Origin of the sequence: Crossiella sp. S99.2, assembly GCF_023094165.1 — a bacterium.
Lineage (GTDB): Bacteria > Actinomycetota > Actinomycetes > Mycobacteriales > Pseudonocardiaceae > Crossiella.
The window spans coordinates 1189301-1213754 of record NZ_JALMDK010000001.1; the positions used below are offsets into that span (position 1 = coordinate 1189301).

The window sequence follows — 24454 nt, forward strand, 5'->3', positions numbered from 1 at the left end:
GCCGAGACCCCGGCCGCACCGGCTCAGTAGTTGCCGAGCAGGCGGTGGAAGTTGCGGGCCTGGACCTCCGCGTCGAAGAACGCCGCCGGCGCCGCGTCGCCCAGGCTCAGCAGTTCGACCACCATGCCGGTGCCCAGGCTGGCCAGCAGCTGGTTCAGGTCCGGGGACGGCTCGGCGCCGCCGATGGCGCGCATCATCCGGCCCTGCCAGTCCACGAACCGCTCCCTGGCCGCGGCCACCCCCTGGCGCAGTTCCGGGCGGCGGACCGCCTCCAGGGTCAGTTCCATCATGGCGATGGTCAGGGTGGGGTCGGCGCGGATGGCGTGCATGTTGCCGGTGATCAGCTGGGCCAGTTCCAGCGCGGTCTTGGGCGCGGCCTCGGTGAAGGAGGTCATCAGGGCGAGCTGGCGCTGCGCCACCCGGTCCTGGGCGGCCGCCAGCAGGGCCAGGCGGGTGCGGAAGTAGTACGAGGTGGACCCGGCCGCGATACCGGCCTTGGCGTCCACCGCGCGGTGCGTCAGGCCCCGGGAGCCGTGTTCGGCGAGCACCTCGATGGCCGCGTCGGCGATGGCCTCGCGGCGGGTGGGCTGCTCGTTGCTCATGGTTGCTCGCACCTCGGCGTCTTGCGGTGTACTCTACGGCTGTAGAGCCTCTACATCCGTAGAGTCTGGGCCAGAATCTGGGGGAGTGTGTCATGTCGACGCCCACCACTGAATTTCTCACCCTGATGGGGCCGGAGCCGTTCGCGCTGCTCACGGAGGCGCGGGAACTCGCGCCGGTGGTCCCGATCAAGTTCCCGGACGGGCTGACCCGGCATCTGGTCACCCGGTACGCCGATGTCCGCCGGGTGCTCGGCGATCCGCGGTTCAGCAGCGATCTGACCGACACGGTCAGTCAGATCCAGGGGCCGACCGCGATCGTGCTGCAGAAGTTCCAGGATCTGCTGGGCTCCTCGATGCTCAACGTGGACCCGCCCGACCACACCCGGCTGCGCAAGCTCGTGGTGCGGGCCTTCAGCGCCAAGCGGGTGGACGCGCTGCGGCCGCGGATCACCGAACTGGCCGAGGGCCTGCTGGACGAGGTGGCAGGCCAGTCCGAGATCGACCTGGTCGCCGCCTTCGCCTTCCCGCTGCCGGTGCTGGTGATCTGCGAGCTGCTCGGGGTGCCCGCGCAGGACCGGGCGCACTTCAGCTCGCTGTCCCACAAGATGCTGGCCTACCTGGACTCCGAGCAGGTCATCCTGGAGGCCGCGGCGGCGGTGGACGGGCTGGTCGCCTACATGGCCGGGCTGATCGAGGCCAAGCGGGCGGCCCCGGCCGACGACCTGATCAGCGATCTGATCGCGATCAGCGAGGACGGCGACCGGCTCTCCGCCGAGGAACTGGTGGCCATGGGGGTGCTGCTGCTCAACGCCGGGCACGAGACCACGGTCAACCTGATCGGCAACGGCGCCGTGCTGCTGCTCCAGCGGCCGGATGTGCTGGAGCGGCTGCGGGAGCGGCCCGAACTGGTGCCGGCGGCGGTGGAGGAGTTCCTGCGGCTGGACGGGCCGGTGCACCCCGGGCTGGTCCGGGTGGCCACCGAGGACTCCGAGGTCGGCGGCGTGCCGGTGCCGGCGGGTTCGCTGCTGTTGCTGTCCACCAGCGGGGCGAACCGGGATCCGCGGGAGTTCGCCGACCCGGACCGGATCGACCTGGACCGCCCGGCGAATCCGCACCTGGCGCTGGGACACGGCATCCACTTCTGCGTTGGCGCGCGGCTGGCCCGGCTGGAGGGCGAGATCGCCTTCAGCGCGCTGCTGCGCCGCTTTCCCAAGCTGGAGCTGGCGGTGCCCGCCGCCGAGCTGCTCCGGCGCCCTGGCGCGCTGCTGCGGGGCTACGCGTCGCTGCCGTTGCGGGTCGGCGACTGAGGGGGAGAACGGGCCGGTCCGCCAACCTGGGGACCGGCCCGCCTACTCCTGGCTCAGAGGCCCTTCACCCAGGCATGCGCGCAACCGGGTGAGCACACCCGGCCGTCGCCGTTGGCCACGGAGTGCGGCTTGAGCTTCTTCCCGCACACCATGCAGTTGTCTCGTGGTCCGGTCTCGGTGAGCTTCTGCGGGATCAACGCCTTCGCCCGCGCGGTCACGTTGCTCTTGACCTTGGTCGTGACCTCGTCCTTCTTCTCGGCCAACTTCGTTCGGAACCAACTGCGATGCACGGCAGGAACCTCCCCGTCACAGGATCTGCTCGTCGGCGGACGACGGAGCCCGTACGGCGTTGGACGAGCCCCGCGCCGAGTGATCTTCCGGGCTGTTCGGCCGTCCGGGGTAGACCTGTGCGCGGGAAACACCGGTCCGCGCGGGGCGAACCACCCGCGTGGGGCTACGGAACGCGCTGCTGGCTGCGCTGCGTGAAGGACCGCCGGTACTCGCCGGGCGGTAGACCATAGGCGTTCTTGAACACCTTGCTGAAGTGCGCGGCGTCCCGGAACCCCCACGCCGCCGCCAGCACCGCCACCGGGCGGCCGGCCTGGGTGACATCGCGCAGATCGCTGCGGCAGCGCTCCAGCCGCCGGGCCCGCACATAGGCGGCCAGTGATTCGGGCCGGTCCTGGAACAACTTGTGCAGGTATCTGGTGGAGACGTGGTGCGCGGCCGCGATCGACTCCGGGTCCAGGTCCGGATCGTGCAGCTGGGTCTCCACGAAGGAGAGCACCCGTAACAGCAGCGCCCGCCGGGCCGAGTCCGGCTCGATGGACCGCGGCGCCAGGTGCTCGCCGAGCAACACGCCGAGCAGGTCGAGCAGGTTGTCGGTGAGCCGCACGCCCGCCGCGCCGTCGGTTTCGTCCATTGTGGACACCACGTGCCGCATCAGCTGGGCCACCACCTCGCCGAGCCCGGCCGAGGTGGGCAGCCGCAACGCACGGAGCCGGTCGTACTCGTCCAGCCCGGCCAGCAGCCTGCGCGGGTACTGCAGCACCAGCAGCCGCACCTGCTCGGGCATCACCATCTCGTAGGGCCGGGAGCCGTCGTAGAGCACCAGGTCGCCTGGACCCAGCTCGGTCCGCCGCCCGTCCTGGCTCAGCACGCAGTTGCCCTGTGCCACCAAGGTGGTCTTGCACAGCTCGGTGCCGGTCTCCCCGCCGCGCCGGGCCCGTCGGATGATGTGCGGGCTGGCGGTGATCTCGTTCACCTGCACCGCGCCGAAGCGCTGGCCACGCAGGCGGGCCCGGAAATCGCCCGGCCGCGCGTCGGTGATCTCGATCGGCATCGCCGCCCGTTCGCCCGCGTCCCGCCAGAAGTCAAGGCGGTCGCGCTCGGTGACGGTGCTGGTGTGCACGAGCACGGGCATGGGCGGGCCTCCTCCTCTATCCGACCAGTGAACCGGGTCAGTGCGTGCGTTGCCAACCAGTGTGCGTGCGCGCACGGACAATCGTTGCTCCATTCGGTGATCAAGACTGCCGGTGCGAAGCGAGGAAACGGGGACCGCTCATGCGCATGACCGGCGGACAGGCCCTGGTCGCGCAGCTGCTCGCCGAGGGCGTCCGCGATCTGGCCGGGGTGCCGCACGACCTGCTGCGCCCGGCCACCGAGGCGATCGCGCGCACCGGCGGCGCACTGCGCTGCTACACCGCGCGGCACGAGCAGGCCGCGGCCCGGATGGCCGACGGTTACGCCAGGGCGTCAGGGCGGATCGGGGTCTGCCTGGTCGGACCGGGCGCAGGCGTGCTGGACGCGTTGTCCGGGCTGGCCACCGCGCACAGCCGGTCCACCCCGGTGCTGCTGCTGGCCGGTCAGGTGCCCTCGCACCTGCTCGGCGCCGGACTCGGGCTGCCACACGAACTGCCCGACCAGTCCGGCGTGCTGGCCGCGCTGACCACGCACTGCGCACTGGCCAGGCGGCCGGAGCAGGTGCCTGCCATGGTGCGCACCGCGGTCCGCGCGCTGCGCACGGGCCGGCCGCGCCCGGTGGCGCTGGAGCTGCCGCCGGACGTGCTGGCCGCCGAGGCCGACATCCGGTTGCTGGATCCCGGCCTGGACACCGTCTGTCCGGTGCGCCCGGACCAGGGTGAGATCGAGGCCGCCGCGAAGTTGCTGCGCGGCGCACGCAAACCCGTGCTGTACGCGGGCTGGGGCGTGCAGGCCGCCGACGCGGACGCCGAACTGCTCGCGCTGGCCGAAACCCTGGGCGCGCCGGTGGTCACCAGCCTCGGCGGTCCCGGCGCGATTCCCGGCGATCACCCGCTGGCCTTCCCCCACCTGGCGGGCAGGCAGTTGCTGCGAGCGGCCGATGTGGTGCTGGCCGTTGGCGCCCGGTTCCTGGAGTCCACCGGCGAGCCCAACCGGATCGGCGCGCACACCAGGCTGGTGCTGCTCAACGCCGACGAGCACGATCTGGGCGCCCCGCGCGAGCCGGATGTGACCGTGCACGCCGACGCCCGGCTGGGCCTGGCCGCGCTGACCGAGGCGGTCGGCCAGCTGCGCGACCGGGGCTGGCCGGTGTCCACTGTGGACCGGATCTGGGCGTGGACCGCGCGCGAGCTGACCGCCTGCGGCCCGCAGCTCGGCTGGGTTTCCGCGCTGCGCAAGGCGATCCCCGCCGACGGCGTGCTGGTCGACGAGGTCGGCCCGATCGGCTGTGTGGTCCCTTCGGCCTACCCGGTATTGGAACCGCGAACCTTCCTGGCCGCCGGACAGGACGGCGGGCTGGGCGGCGCCTTCGCCACCGCGCTGGGCGCCAAGCTGGCGCAACCGGACCGGCCGGTGGTGGCGCTGCTCGGTGACGGGGTCTCGGCCTGGAACCCGCAGGAGCTGGCCACCGCCAAGCGTTATCGGATCGGTGTGGTCACGGTGGTGTTCAACGAGAACCCGGCAGGCGTGGACTTCCTTGGCCTGGCCAAGGCTTTCGGCGTGCGCGGCTTCCGCGCGAGCGATCCGGACTCGCTCTGCGCCGCGGTGGCCCAGGCGATCAACCTGGCCGAACCCGCGCTGGTGGAGGTGCCCACCGGGCCCATGCCCAGTCCAGGACATCTGGTGCGCGAGCGGAGATCCCCGCGGCCGGCGGTCTCAGTCCGCAGAGGGCCATTCGGGTGATCACCAGGCCCGTTCGGCCCAGAGCGCGACCATACACAATGGACAGAACGGCTGACCAATGTGGACAGCGGAGGAAAGCCGTGGCACCGTTGAACATGTGTCAGAACTGAACGCGACTGCCGCGGCTCTCCTCGGCCTGCTGCACGACGGTCCCAAGACCGGCGGCCAGCTCGTTGCTGCCGCAACGGAACGCTTCGGTGCGTTCTTCAGCGTCACGCGCAGCCAGGTCTACCGGGAACTGCCCGCGCTGGCTGAGGGCGGCCTGCTGAAGCTCGGCAAGCAGGGGCCGCGCTCCAGCCAGCAGTACCTCATCACGGCCGCAGGCAAGAAGGCTTTCAAGGCCTGGCTTGCCACCGAGCCGGGACCCGACCACCTGCGCAGCCCGTTGATCCTGCGGCTGATGCACGCCGGCTCGTTGCCGGCCAAGCAGCGCCAGACGCTGGTCGACTCCGCCAAGCAGGCCTACAACGGCCAGCTGGACGAGGCCCGCAACTCGGCCAAGGCCGCCCAGGACCCCTACGCCAAGGCCGCGGCGGACTTCGCCGTGGCGCACACCCGGGCAGTCATCAAGCTGCTCGACGCCATCCCCGTCACCTGAGCGGCGGCTTCCCAGTACGCTCTAGGGCTGTGAACCCCGACGTCGCAGCCGACCTCAAGGACCTCTCCGCCACGCTGGCCAGTGTTGAGGCGGTGATGGGCCTCGACAAGTTGCGTGCCGAGGTTGCCGATCTCGATGAGCAGGTCGCCCAGCCGGACCTGTGGAACGACCAGGAACGGGCCCAGCAGGTCACCAGCCGGCTCTCCCACAAGAAGGGCGAGCTGCGCCGGGTGACCGAGCTGCGCTCGCGCCTGGACGACCTCGGCGTGCTCTACGAGCTGGCCGAGGAAGAGGAGGACGAGTCCTCGGTCGCCGACGCGAACAAGGAACTCGCCCTCCTGCGGGACTCGATCGCCTCGCTGGAGGTGCGCACGCTGCTCTCCGGTGAGTACGACTCCCGGGAGGCGCTGGTCTCTGTGCGCGCCGAGGCCGGTGGCGTGGACGCCGCCGACTTCGCCGAGATGCTCATGCGGATGTACCTGCGCTGGGCCGAGCGGCACGGTTACCCCACCGACGTGTTCGATGTCTCACACGCCGAAGAGGCGGGCATCAAGTCGGCCACCTTCCGGGTCAAGTCACCCTTCGCCTACGGCACCCTCTCGGTCGAGCAGGGCACGCACCGGCTGGTGCGCATCTCGCCCTTCGACAACCAGGGCCGCCGCCAGACCTCCTTCGCCGCGGTCGAGGTGGTGCCGGTGGTCGAGCAGTCCGACCACGTCGAGATCGACGAGAAGGACCTGCGCATCGACGTCTACCGCTCCTCCGGCCCCGGTGGCCAGGGCGTGAACACCACCGACTCGGCGGTGCGCATCACGCACATCCCGACCGGCATCGTGGTCTCCTGCCAGAACGAGCGCAGCCAGCTGCAGAACAAGGCCACCGCCATGGGCGTGCTCCAGGCCAAGCTGCTGGAGCGGCGCCGCCAGGAGGAGAAGGCCAAGATGGACGCGCTCAAGGCCGACGGCGGCGGTTCCTGGGGCAACCAGATGCGCTCCTACGTGCTGCACCCGTACCAGATGGTCAAGGACCTGCGCACCGAGCACGAGGTGGGCAATCCCTCAGCAGTGCTCGACGGGGACATCGACGGCTTCCTGGAGGCGGGCATCCGCTGGCGCCGGACCAGCGAATAAGTCGAACGAACAGGACCCAGGTCCTGTTCCGTGGATCTTGCACACGATCGCCGGGCCCAGGCCGCCCCTGGCGGCACCGCCACAACGACCAAGTACGCCCGGTACGAGGCCGTCGCGGCGGCACCACCAGGAACGACCTGGACTCCGGCGCTCACGCACAAGATCCACGGAACAGGACCAAACAGACCTACCGTTCACCCCATGTAACCGACCGAATACCCACTTGCGGGCTTGCGTCGCACAGCACTCACACGTCGCATGAGTAGACTCCGGCGTCGTGATTCGGCTCGAACACGTGTCCAAGTCCTACAAGACCTCGACCCGTCCCGCGCTCGACGATGTGTCGGTGCATGTGGACAAGGGCGAGTTCGTCTTCCTCATCGGTCCGTCCGGCTCCGGCAAGTCGACGTTCCTGCGTTTGCTGCTGCGGGAGGAGACGCCGAGCAAGGGCACCGTGCACGTGGCCGACTACAACGTCGGCAAGCTGTCACGGCGCCGTGTGCCCCGGCTTCGCCAGCGCATCGGCTGCGTGTTCCAGGACTTCCGGTTGCTGGTCAACAAGACCGTCGCGGAGAACGTGGCGTTCGCGCTGGAGGTGATCGGCAAGCCCCGGCACACCATCCGCAAGGTGGTGCCCGAGGTGCTGGAACTGGTCGGTCTGGACGGCAAGGCGGACCGGCTGCCCAACGAGTTGTCCGGTGGTGAGCAGCAGCGGGTGGCGATCGCGCGAGCGTTCGTGAACCGGCCGTTGCTGCTGCTGGCCGACGAGCCAACGGGCAACCTGGACCCCGACACCAGCCAGGACATCATGTTGCTCCTGGAGCGGATCAACCGCACCGGCACCACCGTGCTGATGGCGACGCACGACCACTCGATCGTCGACGCCATGCGCCGCCGGGTGGTGGAGCTGCACCTCGGCAAGGTCATCCGTGACGACGCCCGAGGGGTGTACGGCGTCGGCCGCTAGGTCCGACCCCCGACTCCTGCCCGACTACCCAAGGAACGCCGAAGCCCGATGCGCGCCAGTTTTGTGTTCAGCGAAGTCATCACCGGCCTGCGCCGGAATATCACGATGACGATCGCGATGATCCTGACGACGGCGATCTCCCTCGGCCTGCTCGGTGGTGGCCTGCTGATCGTGCGGCTCATCGACAAGGTGCAGAACCAGTACTACGACAAGCTCCAGGTCGGTGTGACCCTGTCCGGCGATCTCAGCGCCAACGACAAGGAATGCGCCCAGGACATCTGTTCCGCGCTGCGGAAGAGCCTGTCCGAGAGCCCGCTCGTGGACACCGTCACCTACGAAAGCCGGGACAAGGCCTTCGCGCGGTTCAAGGAGATCTACGCGACCAACCGCGACCTGGTGGAGATCGTCCGCCCGGAATCGCTGCCCGCCTCGTTCCGGGTCAAGCTCAAGGACCCGACCCGGTTCGACGCGCTGGCCAAGGAGTACAAGGACAAACCAGGCGTAGCCAAGATCAATGACCAGCGGGCGCTGATCGACCAGCTGTTCGCCTTCTTCGACGGCCTGCGCAACGGCGTGTTCTTCATCGCGCTGTTGCAGGCGCTGGCCGCGCTGTTGCTGATCTCCAACACCATCCAGGTGTCCGCGTTCACCAGACGCACCGAGGTCGGCATCATGCGCCTGGTCGGCGCGACCCGGTGGTACACCCAGCTGCCCTTCCTCATCGAGGCCGTGGTGGCCGGGGTGATCGGCTCGATCCTGGCGGTCACCGGGTTGTCCATCCTCAAGGCCACCGTGGTGGACCCGATGATGGCCGAGCCGGTGAAGAACGCGGTGCTCCCGCCGATCGGCATGGGTGACGTGCTCTACGTCTCGCCCTGGCTGTTCCTGGTCGGCGTGGTGATCTCGGCGGTCACCGGCTACGTGACGCTGCGGCTGTACGTGCGGCAGTAAAATGGGTTTTCTCCGCACGTAAGGTCGTTTTCATGCCCAAAGAAGTTGGTCGCAAGGTGATCGCGTCGAACCGCAAGGCTCGGCACGACTACGCGATCGTCGACACCTATGAGGCCGGCGTGGTGCTGGTCGGCACGGAGGTCAAAAGCCTCCGTCTCGGCCGCGCCTCGCTGGTCGACGCCTTCGCCACCGTGGACGACGGCGAGGTGTGGCTCCGGAACCTGCACATCCCGGAGTACTTCCAGGGCACCTGGACCAACCACACCCCTCGGCGCAACCGCAAGCTGCTGCTGCACCGCAGGGAGATCGAGCGCCTGATCGGCAAGCTCAAGGAGAGCGGGCTGAGCCTGGTGCCGCTGTCGATGTACTTCAACGACGGCAAGGTCAAGATCGAACTGGCCCTGGCCCGCGGCAAGAAGGCCTACGACAAGCGGCACGACCTGGCCAAGCGGGACGCCGAGCGCGAGGTGGCCAAGGTCGCCGGCCGGATCCGCAAGGGCAAGTGGTGACCGGGCCGGGCAGCGACGGGCAGATCCGCGACTGGGTACGCGGGCTCGGGCTGCCCGGTCTGGTCGACCTGCACGTGCATTTCATGCCGGAGCGGGTGCTGGCCAAGGTGTGGGCCTACTTCGACGCGGCCGCGGAGCACTACGGCACGCCATGGCCGGTGACCTACCGGGTGGACGAGCAGGCCAGGGTGGAGCTGCTGCGCGGGTTCGGCGTGATCGGGTTCGCGCCGCTGGTCTACCCGCACAAGCCCGGCATGGCCGACTGGCTCAACGAGTGGTCGGCCGGGTTCGCCGAGCAGGTGCCGGAGGCGGTGCGCACCGGCACCTTCTACCCGGAGCCGGGCGCGGCGGACTACCTGGCCCGCGCGCTGTCCGAGGGCGTGCGCTGCCTCAAAGCGCATGTGCAGGTGGGCGATTACGACCCGGCGGATCCGTTGCTGGACAAGGTGTGGGGCCTGATCGCCGAATCCGGCGTGCCGGTGGTGATCCACTGTGGACACGGGCCGCTGCCCGGCCGGTTCACCGGGCTGGAGGTCTTCGAGCCGGTGCTGCGCAGGCATCCTCGGCTGACCGCGGTGCTCGCGCACGCCGGCCTGCCGGACTACTCGGGCGCGCTGGACCTGGTGGCCCGCTATCCGAGGGTGCACCTGGACACCACCATGGTCGGGGTGCCCTTCACCGTGGGCGGCGCGCCGCTGCCCGCGGACTGGAACGCGCGACTGGCCGAGTTCGGCGACCGGATCGCGCTCGGGACCGACTTCCCGAATATTCCGTACGAGTACAGCGAGCAGTTGCGGGCCATCGCGGGCTGGGCCGAGGACCTGGGGCCGGACTTCCTGCGGGCCGTTCTGCACGACACCCCGGCCAAGCTGCTCGGCCGCTGACTCAACCCGCCAGGACCGCCACGCCGAGCCGGCCGCCGTCCACGTCCAGCACGGTGCCGTGCGCGAAGGCCGCGTCCGCGCTGGCCAGGTAGACCGCGGCCTGGGCGATCGCCTCCGGCTGGCCGATCGCGCCGTAGGGCGTGCCCTTCATCATCGCCGCGGCCGGGTGGCCTTCGGTGTCGGCGTGCACCACGCCGGGCGAGATCGCGTTCACCCGCACCCCGGCCGGGCCGAACTCCGCGGACCAGGCCCGGGTGAGGGTCTCCAGCGCGCCCTTGGAGGCCGCGTAGGCCGCGCCGATCGGGATGCCGAGGCGGGCTACCCAGGAACCCAGGTTGATGATCACACCGCCGCCCTGGGCGGCCATAGCGGGCGCGATGGCGGCGGTGAGGAAGAACGGCGCCTTCACGTTGACCCCGAAGACCTGGTCGAAGGCGGCCTCGTCGGTGTCGGTGGTGGTGCGGCCACCGATCGCGCCGGAGTTGTTGACCAGGATGTCGATCCGGCCGCCGAGCACCCCGGTGGCCTTCGCGGCGAACTCGCGGGCCGCCGCCGGGGAGCCGCTGAGGTCGGCGGCCAGGAAATCGGCCCGGCCGCCGGCGGCCTGGATCTCGGCGACCACGGCCGTGCCGCGGCCAGGATCGCGGCCGGTGACGAGCACGTGCGCGCCCTCGGCGGCGTAGGCCAGCGCGATGGCGCGGCCGAGATTGCTGGTGGAACCGGTGACCAGGGCGGTCTTGTTCGCCAAACGCATGGCGGATCCTTCCGAGCAGAGTGGACCGTACGGTCCAGAAGCTAGCACAGAAGTGGACCGTGCGGTCCAGAGCGCGTAGGGTAGGGCCCATGACCTCGGCAAACCTCACCGCGCGAGGTGCGGCCACGCGGTCCCGGATAGTCGAGGCGGCGGCGGATCTGCTGCTCGCGCACGGCGTCGGCGGCACCAGCCTGGACGACATCCGGGAGCGCACCGGCACCAGCAAGAGCCAGCTCTTCCACTACTTCCCCGGCGGCAAATCCGAGCTGGTCGGCGCCATCGCGGGCTTCCAGAGCGGCCGCTTCGTCGACGCCCAGCGGCCCTGGCTGGACCGCCTGGACACCTGGGCGGACTGGGACGGCTGGCGGGACGCGGTGCTCGCGCACTACGCCGGGCAACCGCACTTCGGCTGCCCGATCGGCGCGGTGGCCGCCGAGGTCGCGGGCAATGACGAGAAGCTCGCGGCCGAACTGCACGGGCACATGGAGCGGTGGCGTGGTTACCTGCTGGCCGGGCTGGTCCGGATGCGGGACAACGGGTTGCTGCGGGCCGAGGCCGATCCGGAGCAGCTGTCGCTGGTGCTGCTCGCGGCCCTGCAGGGCGGGAAGCTGCTCAGCCAGAGCATGCGCTCGCACGCCCCGCTAGAGGCCGCGCTGGACGGGGCCCTCGCCGCGCTGCGCAGCTGGTCAGTGGTGGCCTAGGTAGGTCAGCACGGCCCGCACCCTGCGGTGTTCGTCCGGGGTGGGCTCCAGCGCGAGCTTGGCGAAGATGTTGCCGATGTGCTTCTCCACCGCGCCGTCGGAGACCTGCAGTGATTTCGCGATGGCCAGGTTGGAGTTGCCCTCGGCCATCAGCGTCAGCACCTCCCGCTCGCGCGGGGTGAGCTGTTCGAGGGGATCGCGGCGGCGGCCGAGCAGCTGGGCGATGACCTCCGGGTCGATGCTGGTGCCGCCACCGGCCACCCGGCGGACCGCGTCCACGAACTCGGCCACATCGGCCACCCGCTCCTTGAGTAGGTAACCCACGCCTGCCGCGCCGCCGCCGATCAGCTCCACCGCGTAGCGCTCCTCCACGTACTGGGAGAGCACCAGCACCGGGAACCCGGGGTGGCGTTCGCGTACCGCCAGCGCGGCCCGCAGGCCCTCGTCGGTGAAGGTCGGCGGCATCCGCACGTCCACCACGGCCAGGTCCGGCTGGTGCTCGGTGACCAGGTCCAGCAGGTTCGCGCCGTCGGCGGTGGTGGCCACCGTCCGGATGCCCTCATCGGCCAGCAGCCGCTCGATGCCCGCGCGCAGCAGCACCGAGTCCTCCGCGATCACCACGTGCACGGCAACTCCGCCCGGATCTTCGTCGGCCCGCCCTCGGGGCTGTCCACGGTCAGCACACCGTCGATGGTGGCAGCCCGGTCGGCCAGCCCGGCCAGTCCACCACCCGGCGCGGCGGTGGCGCCACCGCGGCCATCGTCGTAGATCTCCACCAGCACCCGGTCGCCGTGCCGCTGCACGGTCACCGCGACCGTGACCGCCTTGGCGTGCTTGGCCACGTTGGTCAGCGCCTCGGCCACGATGTAGTAGGCGGTGCTCTCCACCACCGTCGGCGGCCGCTGCGGCAGCTCCACCGAGACGTGCACCGGCACCGGGCAGCGGCCGGCCAGCGCGGACAGCGCCGCGTCCAGGCCGCGGTCGCCGAGCACCGCCGGGTAGATGCCGCGGGCCAGGTCACGCAGTTCCGCGATGGCCTGCTTGGCCTCGCTGTGCGCGCCGTCGATGAGCACCCTGGCCGCCGCCGGATCGGAGTCCAGCTTGGCCTTGGCCCGGCCGAGTTCCATCGCCACCGAGACCAGCCGCTGCTGCGCCCCGTCGTGCAGGTCCCGCTCGATCCGCCTGCGCTCGGCCTCGGCCGCGTCCACCCCGCGGGCCCGGCTGGCTCGCAGCTCGGTCGCCTCGGTGGTCAGCGACTGCACCGAACTCGGGCGAAGCAGACCGGCGGCCAGCTGGGCGTACACCCAGCCCAGCCCGCGCAGCCCGGCCACGCAGGGAATCGCGAGGAGCAGTCCGATCGGCACCGCGAGCAGCGCCTCGCCGAGGGTGTCGATGCTCCAGTCGATGCCCAGGTTGACCTGGATGCCGCCGGGCACCGTCCAGTACCAGAACGGCGCGCCCAGGAAGGACACCGGCACCGTGACCAGCAGCAGCCCGAACACGAAGCCGAACAACCGCACCGGGAACAACACCACCAGGAAGACCAGATCCCGCCAGGTGGCCGGATCGGTGATCATCCTCTTGAGCTTGCCCAGCGGTCCGCCGACCGGCAGCGGGCGGTAGGGGTGCGAGACGTCATGGCCCATCACGATGCCCAGCCACAGCCGTTCCAGGCTGGCCGCGCCGCGGGCGATGAACAGCGTGATGAAGAAGAGGAACACGCCCACCCAGATGATCGCGGTGCCCGCGCTGACCGAGAGCAGCGTCACGAACAGCACGAACCAGAACGTGCTCAGCGGGAACCCGGACAGCAGGTAGAGCGCGGAGCGGGCAGCGTATTTCAGGCTGCCGCCGACTCGGCTCGGGGCGGTGGTCTCCGTCATGGCCCAAGCCTGCTGCATCACCCTCGGCAACGACCATGGAGCGACCCCGTCACCTGGGGGTAGGGCTGTCCCCACCCCGCCAGGAGGAACCGGAATGACCAGCGCCGCCCGAAGCGTTATCCTCTGTGCAGGCACATCCACAACCCACGGGGGTGAACGGTTTCGACTCTGGACGTTTAGGCAGGGGAAGCGTGCCGGTGCAGGCAGATGACCACCGCAAGCGTCGCTGCAAAAAAATCAAGCGCCGACAACAATCAGCGCGCTTTCGCTCTCGCCGCCTGACGGTAAGAGTGAAGCTGTCGGCCCGGGTGCGTCTCCGACCCGGTGTCCGGCATCAGCTAGGAGACTTACCCGCGTTCCCGGTCACGGGGAGCAACGGGGAAACCCACAGTGGCTGGGCCCGTCATGTTGAACTTGTCTGTGTGATCAACAGGGCCGAGTAGAGACAGAGCAGACTGCGCACGGAGAAGTCCTGTCGAAGCGGCAGAGGACCCGGGTTCGATTCCCGGCACCTCCACCGATTGGCCGAGCCCTGCCCGCGGAGAAGCTGCGGGCGGGGCTCGGTGTCGTCATTGCTCTGGGGGGCCGAGCCCCCCAGGCCCCCAGCCGGAGGGCTGCGCCCCCGGACCCCCATCGTCGGTGCGAGTTGCGAGGGATTGCTGGGGTTGCTGCTTTTTGGGGTTTCCCCTTTCCCCCAAACCCTTTTGCCCCAACCCCTTCGTCCCGGCTCCATCCCTTCTTCTCCCGCACCCGCCTCTGGCCTCCGGTCCGGCTCTTCCGCCTGCCGCGCGCCTTCCGCCTTGCCTCTCCTTGCTCGGCCTTTCTCTCACCGACCCTGGGCTTCCGGGTGTCCCCGCCCGCCGTCCGTCCGTCCTCCTGCGTCCCCTGTGTCGTCGCACCGTCGCTCTGCGCCTGCTCTCGACTTGCGCCTCAGTAGCGGGCTGCGTAGGTGGTGGGGGGTTCGCCGAAGAGGGATTTGAAGTCTCGGGTGAAGTGGGGTTGGTCGGCGTAGCCGAGGTCGGTGGCGAGGGTGGACCAGTTGATCTGGTCGCCGGTGCTGAGGCGTTGGGTTACCTCGTGTAGGCGGTAGCGGCGGATTACCCATTTGGGGCCTACGCCTACGTAGTCGGCGAAGAGGCGTTGTAGCTGGCGGACTGTGGTGTTGTGGGCTTGGGCTACTGCTTCTACCCGGGACAGGGTGGGGGTGGTGGCGATGGTGTTGACGATGGCTGCTGCTTCTTGGGCGCGGGGGTCTGGGGGTGGGAGGTGTTGGCGTAGGTAGGTTTCGGCGGCTTCCACTGTTGTTGGGGATGGTGGGGGTGGGCCGAAAAGTGTTGTGGCGTCTAGGGTTTTGTTGGTTATTTGGGAGATTGGGTGGTTGAGGAAGGGGCGGAAGCAGCCGGGGTGGAAGCGGATGCCGAAGACGGATCCGTTGCCTGCCAGGAGTTTGTGGTGGAAGCGGGTGCGGACGCCGTTGATGGTGGCGTTGTTGTCCTGGAAGGTCAGGTGGATGTGCGGGTGGGGGACGATCTTTTGTTGGTAGGGCTCGGGGTAGTCCCAGGTGACTGACCAGTACTGGTCTACGTAGGGGGCCAGGTCGGGGGACGGGGCCGTGTAGGTGTGGCGCTGGAAGTTCTTCCAGGCGCTGGCCAGTTCGCGTGGGTCCCTGGGCACGGGGGGATTTTATGTCGCGTTTGTTCAATACGCGGGGGCTGGGCGTGCCTAGGTTGGGGACATGTCTGCTGAGCACATGTTGTTGGTGGGGGCGCCGTTGGGCGCGGTGGTGCGGAATCTGACTGGGGAGTCGTTGGGAGCTGCCACGCCTTGTTCCGAGTACGACGTGCGGGGGTTGGTGAATCACCTGTTGTTCTGGGGGCCCTCGTTGGAGGGGGCGGGGCGGAAGGAATCTGTGCCGCCGCCTGCGGCGAGCGAAGGCGAGGTTGATTTGGTGGGGGATGGGTGGGTTGGTGCGTTGGCGGGGCAGGTTGGGCGGACTGTGGAGGCTTGGGGGCAGGGGTCGGCTTGGGAGGGATTGACCTGGATGGGTGGGGCTGAGCAGATACCTGCTGCTGTGGTGGGGGGCATGGTTGTTGCCGAGCTTGTGGTGCATGGGTGGGATTTGGCTCGGGCTACTGGGCAGGTGGTGGAGTGGGATGCGGGGTTGGTGGATTTCCTGTTCGAGCAGGTGTCCATGACCGCGCAGCAGGGGCGGGAGATGGGGGTTTATGGGGAGGAGGTTGTGGTGTCTTCGTCTGCGTCCACAGTGGATCGGGTTTTGGGGCTTACCGGGCGGGATCCGGGGTGGACAGCCAGGTTGTGACCAGGGTGGTGACCACCTCGCCTGCGCGGTCGTTCAGGTGCAGGTTGTCGGTGAGCAGGTGTAGGCCGTTGGTGCTGGAGATGGTGTTCCAGGAACGGCCTAGTAGGTAGCGCTGGATGGCGATGGCGAAGGTGTCCAGGAAGGTGAAGTCCTGGGCGGTGGGGGTGCCGTTGTGTTCGCGGAGCAGGGTGGTCAGTGCTTCGTTGAGGGGGAGGTAGGTGATGTTGTGCTGGACGGCCAGGTCTTTGATGGCCTGGTTGTAGGGGGTTAGGGCCTGGTTTGCTTGGGAGGTCAGGTTTTCGCCTTGGGGTGGGAGGGAGAGGATCGCTGTCCTGGTTGGTTTCAGGCGGGTCAGGATGTTGGTGAGGTTGTTTGTGAAGGTGGGGAGGGGGACCTGGTCGCGGGCGTCGTTGGCGCCGATGAGCAGGGTCACCGCGGTGGGTTGGCAGGCCAGGACGTCGGTGTCCAGGCGGTGGCGGAGGTCGGTGGTGGTGTCGCCGTTGACGCCTGCGTTGATCACCGCGGTCGCTGGGCCGAGCCGGGTGCGGGCGCCTACCCAGTCGGTGCTGAGGGTGCCGCGGGTGGAGCTGGAGCCCACGGCGAGCAGGACCTGGCGCACCGAGGGGTCCTTCGCGCGGTTCTGGTAGGCGGACGGGGAGTTCTCCGGGGCGCGGAGGAAGGCCGCGTAGGCCAGCGCGGCGGTGCCGGCAACGAGGACCGCGGTGCTCGCGGCCAGGGCGATCAGGGTGCGGCGCAAGGGTTTTCTCATGTCGCGACCGTTCGGGCGGTGCCGACGGTCGACGGGATGGTCAGGGCGTGCAGCAGGGCGTCGGCCAGGTCGGCGCGCGGGATGCTGTTGCCGCCGGGGATGTTGCGGCCGTTGGCGATGCGGTAGACGCCGGTGTGCGCGGCGTTGGTCAGGCGAGGCGGGCGCACGATCGTCCAGTCGGTGTCGCTGGCCATGATCAGTTCTTCCATCCGGCGCATATCTCCCCAGGGGTGCCGGAAAACGCGGTTCAGGATGGGCTTGAGCAGGTAGCGGGTGGCGGGATCGTCGCCTTCGGTGGTGGCGCCGGAGGTGCTGACCACGACCAGCCTGCGGACGCCTGCCTTGGGCATCGCGCGCAGGATGGACTCGGCGCTGTCCGTGCAGATCGTGGTGGGCTTCAGGTTGCCGGCGCCGAGGGCGGAGATGACCGCGTCGCGGCCGATGAGGTGTTCGGTGATGGCGGCGGGGTCGAGCACGTCGGCCTGGGCGATGGTCAGCGCGGGGTGGTGCAGCTGGAGTTTGGCCCGGTTTCTGACCACCGCGGTGACCTGGTGTTTTGCCAGGAGTGCCTGCTGGACGACGTGCTCGCCGGTGCGGCCGGACGCGCCGAAGACGGTGATGTTCATGGACTCCCCAATGGTTAGTGAGTGCTCACTAACTACTATGGTGGGTGAGTGTTCACTAACCTGTCAACCGTCGGCGGTGAGCGGAGGATGTGTGAGTACTCGGGGCCGGATCCTGGACGCGGCGGCGTCGGTGTTGCGCACCAAGGGCCTGGCGCGGGCCACCACCAAGGAGATCGCCAAGGCGGCGGAGCTGTCCGAGGCCGCTTTGTACAAGCACTTCGCGGGCAAGACCGAGCTGTTCCTCGCGGTGCTGGGCGAGCGGGTGCCCGGGGAGCTGCTGGCGCGGCTGACCGCGTTGCCCGAGCGGGTCGGGGCCGGTGCGGTGCGGGGCACGCTGGTGGAGCTGACCAGGGCGATGCTGGTGTTCTTCGGGGAGTCCTTCCCGATGGCGGCCTCGTTGTTCGCCGAGCCGGAGTTGTTCGCGGCGCATCGGGCGGTGCTGCGCGAACGGGGCAACGGACCGCAGTTCGTCGGGCAGGCGGTGGCCGGGTACCTGGCCGCGGAACAGGCGGGTGGGCGGCTGGCGGACGGGGTGGATCCGGTGGGGGCGGCGGAGTTGCTGACCGGGGCCTGCATGCAGCACGCGTTCCTCGGGCACTTCGTCGAGCCCGCGGAGTCGCTGGATCAGGTGGCGGAGCGGTTGGTGGGAACTTTGTTGGCCGGGCTGGGGAAGTGACGGGTCAGCGGGCCGGGGTGTCGGCGATGTCGTGGGCGGCGATGTAGCCGAAGGTCATGGCGGGGCCGAGGGTCGAGCCCGCGCCTGCGTAGCTGCGGCCCATCACGGCGCTGGTGCAATTGCCGGAGGCCCAGAGACCGGGGATGACGGTGCCGTCGGGGCGCAGGACCCGGGAGCGGGCGTCGGTGCGCATGCCGCCCTTGGTGCCCAGATCGCCGGGGACGATCTTCATCGCGTAGAACGGGCCCTGGGTGATGGGGGCCAGGCAGGCGTTGGGGGTGTTGGTGGGGTCGGCGTAGTAGTGGTCGTAGGCGCTGTCGCCGCGTTTGAAGTCCGGGTCGCGGCCTGCGCGGGCGAAGCCGTTGAAGCGGTCCACGGTCTCGCGCAGCAGCACCGGCTGGATGCCGATCCGGGCGGCCAGCGACTCGATGCTGTCCGCCTTGGCCATCGCGCCGCTGTCGAACCAGGCCTGCGGCAGCGGCAGCAGGGGCGCGATGTCCTTGAACAGGTAGCGATTCCGGTACTGCTGGTCGGTGATCAGCCAGGCCGGGATGTGCGAGGCGCCAGGCTGGTCCTTCTCGTACATCACGTGCACGACGTCGCTGTAGGGCGCGGCCTCGTTGACGAAGCGTTTGCCCGCGCCGTTGACCAGGATGCAGCCGGGCAGGGTGCGTTCGGACAGGCAGAAGTACGGGCCCTCGGGCAGTGGGATCGCCGGGCCCCACCAGGCGTCGTCGAGCAGGTCCGTGGCGGCGCCGATCCGTTGGCCCGCTTCGATTCCGGCGCCGGTGTTGGCCTTGGCGCCGACAGACCAGGCGGTCCCGATGGGTTCTTCCTGGTACTCCTTGCGCATACGTTCGTTGTGCTCGAACCCGCCGGAGCCGACGATCACCCCGCGCCGGGCGCGGACCTGGATCTGGGCGCCGTTCTGTTGCGCGATCACGCCGGTGACCCGGCCGTTCTCCACCAGCAGGTCGACCAGTGGCGTGTTCAGCCAGACCGGGACCCCGGCGGTCATCAGGCCCGCGCGGAGCCCGCCGGCCAGCGCGCCGCCCATGGTCAGCGGTTTCTGGCCGGCCAGACCGGCCGCGATGCCGCGGGCGACCATGGTGCTGGCGGTGGCCACGCCGCGCGGGTGCCGGGCGATGAGGGTGAGCCACTTGTAGTCGACGCCGTAGACGACGGTGGCCGGTGGCGTTGCCATGTAAGGGGGATTGAGGTTGGCCAGCTCCGCGCCCAGGATCCGGCCGTCGATCATCTGCGGTTCGATCGAGCGGCCGGCGGGGATCCCGCCGGGGAACTCCGGGTAGTAGTCGGAGTAGCCCTCCATCCAGGTGAACTTCAGCGGGCTGTTGCGCTGCAGGAAGGAGAGCATCGCCGGGCCGTTGGACAGGTAGGCCCGCTGGCGCTCGATCGGGATGTCGCCGACCACGTGCGCGAGGTAGGTGGCGGCCTTCTCCGGCGTGTCCGGCACACCCGCGGCCAGCAGCACCTCGTTGTTCGGGATCCAGATCGCCGCGCCCGAGCGGGCCATCGACCCACCGAAGACCGCCGCCTTCTCCAGCACGACGGTCCGCAATCCACGCTTGGCCGCGGTGAGGGCCGCGGTCATCCCCGCGGCTCCGGCACCGACCACCACCACGTCGAACTCCGCCATCGCCGCCCTCCGTTGGGTCGGGGGATAATGTGAAACAGGTTATAGTTTCGGCGAGTGGCTGTGTTCTGCCAAAAGAAGGAAGTTGTCCGGCCAAAGGTAGAACGTGTTCAACTGAGTGGCAGGACAGTCACGGTGCCGCGGGTGGTGTCCGGGATGAGCAGCCGTTTGCCGCGCTCGTCCAGCAGGAAGTCGGCGGTGCCGCCCGAGCCGAGGCCGGCGAGCAGGAGTTTCGGGTGCTCGCCGGCGCGGTCGACCCGCCACACCGCGCCCTGGTCGTAGCTGGAGACGTAGACAGTGCCGTCGGTGGCCTGCTCGATGCCGTCGGCGGCGCGGAAGCCGGTGGCCAGGATGCTCTGGCGGCCGGTGCGCAGGTCGATCTCGGTCAGGTTGCCGTAGAAGAACTCGGCGGCGAGCAGGGTGCCGGGGCGGTTGCCGAGGGCGATGCCGTTGTGGATCAGGGTCCGGCGGGACGGGGCGGCGGCCTCGGTCACCTTGCCGGACAAGGAGATCCGGTAGACGCGGGCGCGGGCCGGGATGTCCAGGGCCTGGGGGCTGTCCACCGGCCAGAGGGTGCCGCTGGGGTCGCGCATCTTCTCCCTGGCGCCCATCTCGGTGACGTAGACGGCCTGGCCGCCGGGTTCGGCGACGGCGTCGTTGAGCGCGGCCACCGGGTGCGGGAAGGCGGTGGACTCGGCCAGCACGCGCTTGGCGCCGGTGCGGTCGATCTGCCACACCCGGGTGAAGTCGGTGGCGATCAGGAACTTTCCGGTGAAGGCCAGGCCGCGGGGGTTGTCCAGGCCGGTGGCGAAGGTGCTGACCTGGCCGGTGGCGGGGTCGAGGGTGCGGATCTCGCCGTCATCGCGGCCGGGGGTGGCTTCGCCCTGGACGGAGACGTAGACGCGGCCCTGCCAGGCTTGGACAGCGCTTTCCGGGCGGGGGCCGATGGGCCAGGTGACCGGGGCGGTGGGGGCATCGAGAGCGGCGAGGGAGGCTGGGGCGGGCAGGCTCGCCGGGGCGTGCGGGGCGGCTGGGGCCTCGTTCGGGGCGAGGTTGGTCTGGGCGGGCGGGCTCGCGGGGGCTTCCGGGGCGGCGGAAACGGCGGTCGCGGTGGCCGTGAGCAGCAGCGTGGTGGCCAGGGCCAGTGCGGCGGGTCGTCTCATGGCCAGCATCCTTTCCGGCTGGTTCAGACCACGCCAGAGCCGGAAGGCCACTTCCCGGGTCGTCAGGAAACGGTCAGGCTACGGTCTGTCGGGAGTCAGGGTGATGGGTTGTCGTGACAGCCTTGACCGGTGTCGATGACGGGAAGCGGTGGCGGAGCGATGCGCCTGGACGCGATGGCCGCGACTGCGGGGACCAAGGTGCTCGTGGTCGACGACGAGCCCTACATCACCGAGCTGCTCGCCACCACGCTGCGGCTGGCCGGGTACGACGTGCTCACCGCGGGCAGCGGGGCCGAGGCGGTGCGGGCCGCGGAGAGCGGCAACCCCGAACTGCTGATCCTGGACATCATGCTGCCCGACACCGACGGGTTCGAGCTGTGCCGCAGGCTGCGGCTGGACCGGCCGCGGCTGCCCGTGGTGTTCCTGACCGCGCGCGATTCCACCGAGGACAAGGTGCGCGGGCTGACCCTCGGCGGCGACGACTACGTGACCAAACCCTTCAGCGTGGCCGAGGTGCTGGCCAGGGTGCAGGCGGTGCTGCGGCGCACCCGGGGCGGGCAGGAGGAGTCCGCGGCACTGCGTTGCGGGGAGCTGGTGCTGGATGAGGAGGCGCACGAGGTGCACCGGGCCGGGCGGCAGCTGGAGCTGTCCCCGACCGAGTACAAACTGCTGCGCTACCTGCTGGTCAACGCCGGCCGGGTGGTGTCCAAGGCACAGATCCTGGACCACGTGTGGCAGTACGACTTCGGCGGGGACGCGGCGGTGGTGGAGAAGTTCATCTCCCGGTTGCGGCACAAGGTCGACGCCGAGGGGTCGCCGCTGATCCACACCGTGCGCGGTTTCGGCTACACGCTGCGCCCGGCCAAGGGCTGACGGCGTGGCCTGGCGGTTCGCCTCGCTGCGCGGCCGGTTGCTGGCCGGCACCATCCTGCTGGCCACCATCGGCATCGTGGTGGTGGACGCGGCCGCTTACCTCGGGCTCCAGCACTACCTGCAGGTGCGGGTGGACCAGGCGTTGCGGGTGGTGGAGCTGCGGGTCAAGCAGATCGACAAGGATCACCGGGAACTGACCAGGGAAGCCGTCGAGGCGATGGGCGCGCTCGGGCCGAGCGGCAGCTACTTCGCCCTGGTCGACGGCGCCGGGCAGGTGATCAGGGAGGTCCAGCCGGACGGCCCCGGTGGCCCGCCGGAGCCGGTGCCCGACCTCTCCGACGCGCAGCGACGGGTCGCGGGCGGCGAGCCGTACACCGTGCTGGCCAAGGGAAATCCCGATCTGGAGTACCGCACGCTGGTCGTATCGCTGAATCAGCCGCTGCACACCCCCAGCGGCAGCCTCGCGCACACCGTCGTGGTGGCCACCTCGTTGCGCCCCAACGCCGACACCCTCGCCGGACTCGCCGGATTCGGCCTGATCGCCACCCTGGGCACCGTCGGCCTGCTCGCGATGCTGTCCCTGTGCGTGCTCTGGGTCGGGCTGAAACCGTTGCGGGACATGGCCGCCAACGCCACCGCCATCGCCGCGGGCGATCACACCAGGCGGATCGGGGTGACCGGCGGCAACACCGAGGTGGACCAGCTCGCGCACGCGGTCAACCTGGCCTTCGACGCCCGGCAGCGCTCCGAGGAACGGTTGCGCAGCTTCATCGCCGACGCCTCGCACGAGCTGCGCACCCCGCTGACCACCATCCGCGGCTGGGCCGACCTCTACCTGCAGGGCGTGGACGATCCGCAGGTGGTCGAGCTGGCCATGACCCGGATCGAGGACGAGGCGACCCGGATGCACTCGCTGGTCGAGGAGTTGCTGCTGCTGGCCCGGCTGGACCAGGGCAGGCCGCTGGTGGCCGAACCGGTGGACCTGGGGGTGCTGGCCGGGGACGCGGTGGCCGACGCGATGGTGGTCGACGGCGAACGCGAGATCACCCTGGCCGTCACCACGGTGAACGCGGTGGTGCGCGGTGATGCCAACCGGCTGCGCCAGGTGCTGCGCAACCTGCTCGGCAACGCCCTGCAGCACACCCCGGCGGGCAGTCCGGTGCATGTGGCGGTACGCGGGGTGGGCGCGGGCGGGGTCGGCGTGGTCGTCGCCGACGAGGGCCCTGGGCTGTCCCCCGACCAGCTGGGCCGGGTCTTCGAGCGGTTCTACCGCGGTGATTCCTCCCGCGGCCGGGGCGGGGCCGGACTGGGGCTGAGCATCGTGCGGGCGATCAGCGAGGCGCACGGCGGTTCGGTCTGGGTGGACTCGCAGCCGGGGCAGGGCGCGGCGTTCACCGTGGTCATCCCGCGCGGGGCGCCCGACGTCAGCAAACTGTCAGGTGACATTCGGTGAACCGGCAGGTGGTCCTGGTCACCTGGAGTCGTTCCCACGAGGAGGGCTCCGCGATGACCGAGACCATGGCCGCACCGCCGTTCCCCATGCAGCGGCAGTGCCCCTTCCACCCGCCACAGGAGATCGGCGAGCTGCGCGACAGCGCGACGCCGATCTCCCGGATGACCTTTCCCAGCGGTGACGAGGGCTGGCTGCTGACCCGGCACGCCGACATCCGGCTTGTGCTCACCGATCCCCGGTTCACCGTGCGCAACCGCAGGTTCCTCTTCAGCAAGCTCCAGCAGGAACCGCAGCCGATCCGCCGGGGCATGCTGCTGAGCATGGACGCGCCGGAGCACCCGGCCTACCGCAAGCTGCTGACCAGAGAGTTCACTGTCCGCCGGATGCAGCACCTGCGACCGCGGATCCAGCAGATCGTGGACGAGCACCTCGACGCCATGGCGGCCAAGGGCGGGGTGGTCGACCTGGTGGAGGAGCTGGCGCTGCCGGTGCCCTCGCTGGTGATCTGCGAGCTGCTCGGCGTGCCGTATGCCGACCGGGACCACTTCCAGGCCGTCACCGTGGACCTGCTCCGGCTGGACACCCCGCCGGAGCGGCGCAAGGCGGCGGTGGACGAGTTCGACCGGTACCTGGGGGTGCTGGTGCGCACCAAGCGGCTGGACCCCGGTGAGGACCTGCTGTCCGACCTGATCGCGCGCGCGGACGCCGGTGAGGAACTGATCGACGACGAGGTGCTGGTCAGCTTCGCCTTCCTGCTGCTCGTCGCCGGGCACGAGACCACCGCGAACATGATCGGCCTGAGCACCGCGGTGCTGCTGGAGAACCCGGACCAGCTCGAGTTGCTCCGGAACAAGCCGGAGCTGGCTGACAAGGCGGTCGAGGAACTGCTGCGCTACCTGACCATCATCCACCTGGGCCTGCAGCGCAGCGCCCTGGAGGACGTGGAGATCGGCGGCCACCTGATCAAGGCGGGCGAGATCGTGGCGCTGCACGTCTCCGGGGCCAACTTCGACCCCGCGCTGCTGGAGGACGCCGAGCGGCTGGACATCACCCGCCAGCCGGTGGCGCACCTGACCTTCGGCTTCGGCCCGCACCAGTGCCTGGGCCAGCAACTGGCCCGGATGGAACTCCGGGTGGTGTTCAGCACGTTGTTCGAACGCTTCCCCACGCTGGAACTGGCCGCGCCGCTGGCGGAGATCCCGTTCCGCTCGGACATGGCCATCTACGGCGTGCACAAGCTGCCCGTGCGCTGGTGAGAGAGGAATTCCGCCGATGAAGGTGCTGATCGATCAGGACCGCTGCTGCGGCGCTGGGTCCTGCGTGCTGGCCGCGCCGGAGGTGTTCGACCAGCGGGAGGAGGACGGCATCGTGGCGTTGCTGGACCCGACTCCCGATGATTCCCAGCGCGCCCTGGTGGATGATGCGGTCAGCCGCTGTCCCGCGGCCGCGATCTCAGTAGTGGAGTAGAC

The 24454-nt window shown here is 69.9% G+C and carries 26 protein-coding genes and 1 other RNA gene; 16 read left to right on the forward strand and 11 right to left on the reverse strand.

Going from position 1 to position 24454, the window contains the following annotated elements:
• Positions 1-23 precede the first annotated feature (23 nt).
• A complete protein-coding gene (locus MZC64_RS05765) occupies positions 24-602 on the reverse strand; it encodes a TetR/AcrR family transcriptional regulator (protein WP_247756000.1) in 579 nt (192 codons plus the stop codon).
• A gap of 92 nt (positions 603-694) precedes the next feature.
• Here MZC64_RS05765 and MZC64_RS05770 point away from each other — a divergent pair, with 92 nt between their 5' ends.
• A complete protein-coding gene (locus tag MZC64_RS05770) occupies positions 695-1909 on the forward strand; it encodes a cytochrome P450 (protein ID WP_247756002.1) in 1215 nt (404 codons plus the stop codon).
• Between the two features lie 53 nt (positions 1910-1962).
• Here MZC64_RS05770 and MZC64_RS05775 read toward each other — a convergent pair whose 3' ends face one another.
• A complete protein-coding gene (locus tag MZC64_RS05775) occupies positions 1963-2199 on the reverse strand; it encodes a hypothetical protein (protein ID WP_185009849.1) in 237 nt (78 codons plus the stop codon).
• Positions 2200-2363: 164 nt separating this feature from the next.
• Positions 2364-3332: a helix-turn-helix domain-containing protein gene (locus tag MZC64_RS05780; protein ID WP_247756004.1), complete on the reverse strand. Its 969-nt coding sequence runs from the start codon at positions 3330-3332 to the stop codon at positions 2364-2366.
• Positions 3333-3472: 140 nt separating this feature from the next.
• On the opposite strand from MZC64_RS05780, the gene MZC64_RS05785 reads away from it, so the two are divergent.
• From MZC64_RS05785 to MZC64_RS05815, 7 genes are all read left to right on the forward strand, one after another.
• On the forward strand, positions 3473-5074 hold the full coding sequence (locus tag MZC64_RS05785) for a thiamine pyrophosphate-binding protein (RefSeq protein WP_247756006.1): 1602 nt from the start codon (positions 3473-3475) through the stop codon (positions 5072-5074).
• A gap of 97 nt (positions 5075-5171) precedes the next feature.
• The gene (locus MZC64_RS05790; RefSeq protein ID WP_247756008.1) at positions 5172-5672 is read left to right on the forward strand and encodes a helix-turn-helix transcriptional regulator; all 501 of its coding nucleotides are present in this window, start codon (positions 5172-5174) and stop codon (positions 5670-5672) included.
• A gap of 29 nt (positions 5673-5701) precedes the next feature.
• On the forward strand, positions 5702-6802 hold the full coding sequence (gene prfB / locus MZC64_RS05795; protein ID WP_247756010.1) for a peptide chain release factor 2: 1101 nt from the start codon (positions 5702-5704) through the stop codon (positions 6800-6802).
• A 277-nt stretch (positions 6803-7079) separates the two neighbouring features.
• Entirely contained in the window at positions 7080-7769 is a 690-nt protein-coding gene (gene ftsE / locus MZC64_RS05800) for a cell division ATP-binding protein FtsE (RefSeq protein ID WP_185009839.1), read from the forward strand.
• 48 nt (positions 7770-7817) lie between these two features.
• Positions 7818-8720, forward strand: coding sequence for a permease-like cell division protein FtsX (ftsX, locus tag MZC64_RS05805; protein ID WP_247756011.1), 903 nt, complete (start codon positions 7818-7820; stop codon positions 8718-8720).
• A gap of 32 nt (positions 8721-8752) precedes the next feature.
• The gene (smpB, locus tag MZC64_RS05810; RefSeq protein ID WP_247756013.1) at positions 8753-9229 is read left to right on the forward strand and encodes an SsrA-binding protein SmpB; all 477 of its coding nucleotides are present in this window, start codon (positions 8753-8755) and stop codon (positions 9227-9229) included.
• Positions 9223-10113 (forward strand): amidohydrolase family protein, encoded by an 891-nt coding sequence (locus MZC64_RS05815; protein ID WP_247756014.1) that lies wholly within the window; start codon positions 9223-9225, stop codon positions 10111-10113. The genes smpB and MZC64_RS05815 overlap by 7 nt, the downstream gene beginning before the upstream one ends.
• A 1-nt stretch (position 10114) precedes the next feature.
• On the opposite strand, the gene MZC64_RS05820 is transcribed toward MZC64_RS05815, so the two are convergent.
• Positions 10115-10867: an SDR family NAD(P)-dependent oxidoreductase gene (locus MZC64_RS05820; RefSeq protein WP_247756015.1), complete on the reverse strand. Its 753-nt coding sequence runs from the start codon at positions 10865-10867 to the stop codon at positions 10115-10117.
• An 89-nt stretch (positions 10868-10956) separates the two neighbouring features.
• Between MZC64_RS05820 and MZC64_RS05825 the strand changes: the two genes are divergently transcribed.
• A complete protein-coding gene (locus MZC64_RS05825) occupies positions 10957-11568 on the forward strand; it encodes a TetR/AcrR family transcriptional regulator (RefSeq protein ID WP_247756017.1) in 612 nt (203 codons plus the stop codon).
• Here the strand turns inward: MZC64_RS05825 and MZC64_RS05830 are convergent.
• Positions 11554-12195: a response regulator transcription factor gene (locus MZC64_RS05830; RefSeq protein ID WP_247756019.1), complete on the reverse strand. Its 642-nt coding sequence runs from the start codon at positions 12193-12195 to the stop codon at positions 11554-11556. The two genes, MZC64_RS05825 and MZC64_RS05830, sit on opposite strands and share 15 nt — an antisense overlap.
• Positions 12183-13451, reverse strand: a complete 1269-nt coding sequence (locus tag MZC64_RS05835; protein WP_247756021.1) for a sensor histidine kinase — start codon at positions 13449-13451, stop codon at positions 12183-12185. The genes MZC64_RS05830 and MZC64_RS05835 overlap by 13 nt, the downstream gene beginning before the upstream one ends.
• Before the next feature lie 148 nt (positions 13452-13599).
• Here MZC64_RS05835 and ssrA point away from each other — a divergent pair.
• Positions 13600-13971: a transfer-messenger RNA gene (gene ssrA / locus MZC64_RS05840) on the forward strand.
• Positions 13972-14381: 410 nt separating this feature from the next.
• On the opposite strand, the gene MZC64_RS05845 is transcribed toward ssrA, so the two are convergent.
• The gene (locus MZC64_RS05845; protein WP_247756023.1) at positions 14382-15125 is read right to left on the reverse strand and encodes a helix-turn-helix domain-containing protein; all 744 of its coding nucleotides are present in this window, start codon (positions 15123-15125) and stop codon (positions 14382-14384) included.
• Positions 15126-15201: 76 nt separating this feature from the next.
• Between MZC64_RS05845 and MZC64_RS05850 the strand changes: the two genes are divergently transcribed.
• Positions 15202-15771, forward strand: coding sequence for a TIGR03086 family metal-binding protein (locus MZC64_RS05850; RefSeq protein WP_247756291.1), 570 nt, complete (start codon positions 15202-15204; stop codon positions 15769-15771).
• On the opposite strand, the gene MZC64_RS05855 is transcribed toward MZC64_RS05850, so the two are convergent.
• Complete coding sequence (locus MZC64_RS05855; RefSeq protein ID WP_247756025.1) at positions 15734-16540, reverse strand: GDSL-type esterase/lipase family protein; 807 nt, start codon at positions 16538-16540, stop codon at positions 15734-15736. The two genes, MZC64_RS05850 and MZC64_RS05855, sit on opposite strands and share 38 nt — an antisense overlap.
• Positions 16537-17166, reverse strand: coding sequence for an NAD(P)-dependent oxidoreductase (locus MZC64_RS05860; RefSeq protein WP_247756027.1), 630 nt, complete (start codon positions 17164-17166; stop codon positions 16537-16539). Before MZC64_RS05860 ends, MZC64_RS05855 begins: the two co-directional genes overlap by 4 nt.
• A gap of 91 nt (positions 17167-17257) precedes the next feature.
• On the opposite strand from MZC64_RS05860, the gene MZC64_RS05865 reads away from it, so the two are divergent.
• Entirely contained in the window at positions 17258-17842 is a 585-nt protein-coding gene (locus tag MZC64_RS05865) for a TetR/AcrR family transcriptional regulator (RefSeq protein ID WP_247756029.1), read from the forward strand.
• 4 nt (positions 17843-17846) lie between these two features.
• Here the strand turns inward: MZC64_RS05865 and kstD are convergent, their stop codons facing one another.
• Complete coding sequence (kstD, locus tag MZC64_RS05870; protein WP_247756030.1) at positions 17847-19499, reverse strand: 3-oxosteroid 1-dehydrogenase; 1653 nt, start codon at positions 19497-19499, stop codon at positions 17847-17849.
• A 107-nt stretch (positions 19500-19606) separates the two neighbouring features.
• Positions 19607-20659, reverse strand: coding sequence for an SMP-30/gluconolactonase/LRE family protein (locus MZC64_RS05875; protein WP_247756031.1), 1053 nt, complete (start codon positions 20657-20659; stop codon positions 19607-19609).
• 135 nt (positions 20660-20794) lie between these two features.
• Between MZC64_RS05875 and MZC64_RS05880 the strand changes: the two genes are divergently transcribed.
• Genes MZC64_RS05880 through MZC64_RS05895 form a run of 4 tightly spaced genes read left to right on the forward strand, consistent with a single transcriptional unit; the run spans position 20795 to position 24452 of the window.
• Positions 20795-21532 carry a response regulator transcription factor gene (locus tag MZC64_RS05880; RefSeq protein WP_282104949.1) on the forward strand — a complete coding sequence of 246 codons (738 nt, stop codon included), beginning with the start codon at positions 20795-20797 and terminating at the stop codon, positions 21530-21532.
• 4 nt (positions 21533-21536) lie between these two features.
• Positions 21537-22985: a HAMP domain-containing sensor histidine kinase gene (locus MZC64_RS48545; protein WP_247756032.1), complete on the forward strand. Its 1449-nt coding sequence runs from the start codon at positions 21537-21539 to the stop codon at positions 22983-22985.
• Positions 22982-24241 carry a cytochrome P450 gene (locus MZC64_RS05890; protein WP_308300965.1) on the forward strand — a complete coding sequence of 420 codons (1260 nt, stop codon included), beginning with the start codon at positions 22982-22984 and terminating at the stop codon, positions 24239-24241. The genes MZC64_RS48545 and MZC64_RS05890 overlap by 4 nt, the downstream gene beginning before the upstream one ends.
• Before the next feature lie 16 nt (positions 24242-24257).
• Complete coding sequence (locus MZC64_RS05895; RefSeq protein WP_247756034.1) at positions 24258-24452, forward strand: ferredoxin; 195 nt, start codon at positions 24258-24260, stop codon at positions 24450-24452.
• The last annotated feature ends 2 nt before the right edge of the window (positions 24453-24454 follow it).

Coding starts and splice junctions, on each gene's coding strand:
- MZC64_RS05780 (WP_247756004.1), bottom strand. CDS start 3,332: ATGCCCGTGCTCGTGCACACCAGCACCGTCACCGAGCGCGACCGCCTT.
- MZC64_RS05860 (WP_247756027.1), bottom strand. CDS start 17,166: ATGAACATCACCGTCTTCGGCGCGTCCGGCCGCACCGGCGAGCACGTC.
- MZC64_RS05820 (WP_247756015.1), bottom strand. CDS start 10,867: ATGCGTTTGGCGAACAAGACCGCCCTGGTCACCGGTTCCACCAGCAAT.
- MZC64_RS05880 (WP_282104949.1), top strand. CDS start 20,795: ATGACGGGAAGCGGTGGCGGAGCGATGCGCCTGGACGCGATGGCCGCG.
- MZC64_RS05770 (WP_247756002.1), top strand. CDS start 695: ATGTCGACGCCCACCACTGAATTTCTCACCCTGATGGGGCCGGAGCCG.
- MZC64_RS05765 (WP_247756000.1), bottom strand. CDS start 602: ATGAGCAACGAGCAGCCCACCCGCCGCGAGGCCATCGCCGACGCGGCC.
- MZC64_RS05850 (WP_247756291.1), top strand. CDS start 15,202: ATGTTGTTGGTGGGGGCGCCGTTGGGCGCGGTGGTGCGGAATCTGACT.
- kstD (WP_247756030.1), bottom strand. CDS start 19,499: ATGGCGGAGTTCGACGTGGTGGTGGTCGGTGCCGGAGCCGCGGGGATG.
- MZC64_RS05875 (WP_247756031.1), bottom strand. CDS start 20,659: ATGAGACGACCCGCCGCACTGGCCCTGGCCACCACGCTGCTGCTCACG.
- MZC64_RS05825 (WP_247756017.1), top strand. CDS start 10,957: ATGACCTCGGCAAACCTCACCGCGCGAGGTGCGGCCACGCGGTCCCGG.
- MZC64_RS05895 (WP_247756034.1), top strand. CDS start 24,258: ATGAAGGTGCTGATCGATCAGGACCGCTGCTGCGGCGCTGGGTCCTGC.
- smpB (WP_247756013.1), top strand. CDS start 8,753: ATGCCCAAAGAAGTTGGTCGCAAGGTGATCGCGTCGAACCGCAAGGCT.
- MZC64_RS05855 (WP_247756025.1), bottom strand. CDS start 16,540: ATGAGAAAACCCTTGCGCCGCACCCTGATCGCCCTGGCCGCGAGCACC.
- ftsX (WP_247756011.1), top strand. CDS start 7,818: ATGCGCGCCAGTTTTGTGTTCAGCGAAGTCATCACCGGCCTGCGCCGG.
- MZC64_RS05785 (WP_247756006.1), top strand. CDS start 3,473: ATGCGCATGACCGGCGGACAGGCCCTGGTCGCGCAGCTGCTCGCCGAG.
- MZC64_RS05835 (WP_247756021.1), bottom strand. CDS start 13,451: ATGACGGAGACCACCGCCCCGAGCCGAGTCGGCGGCAGCCTGAAATAC.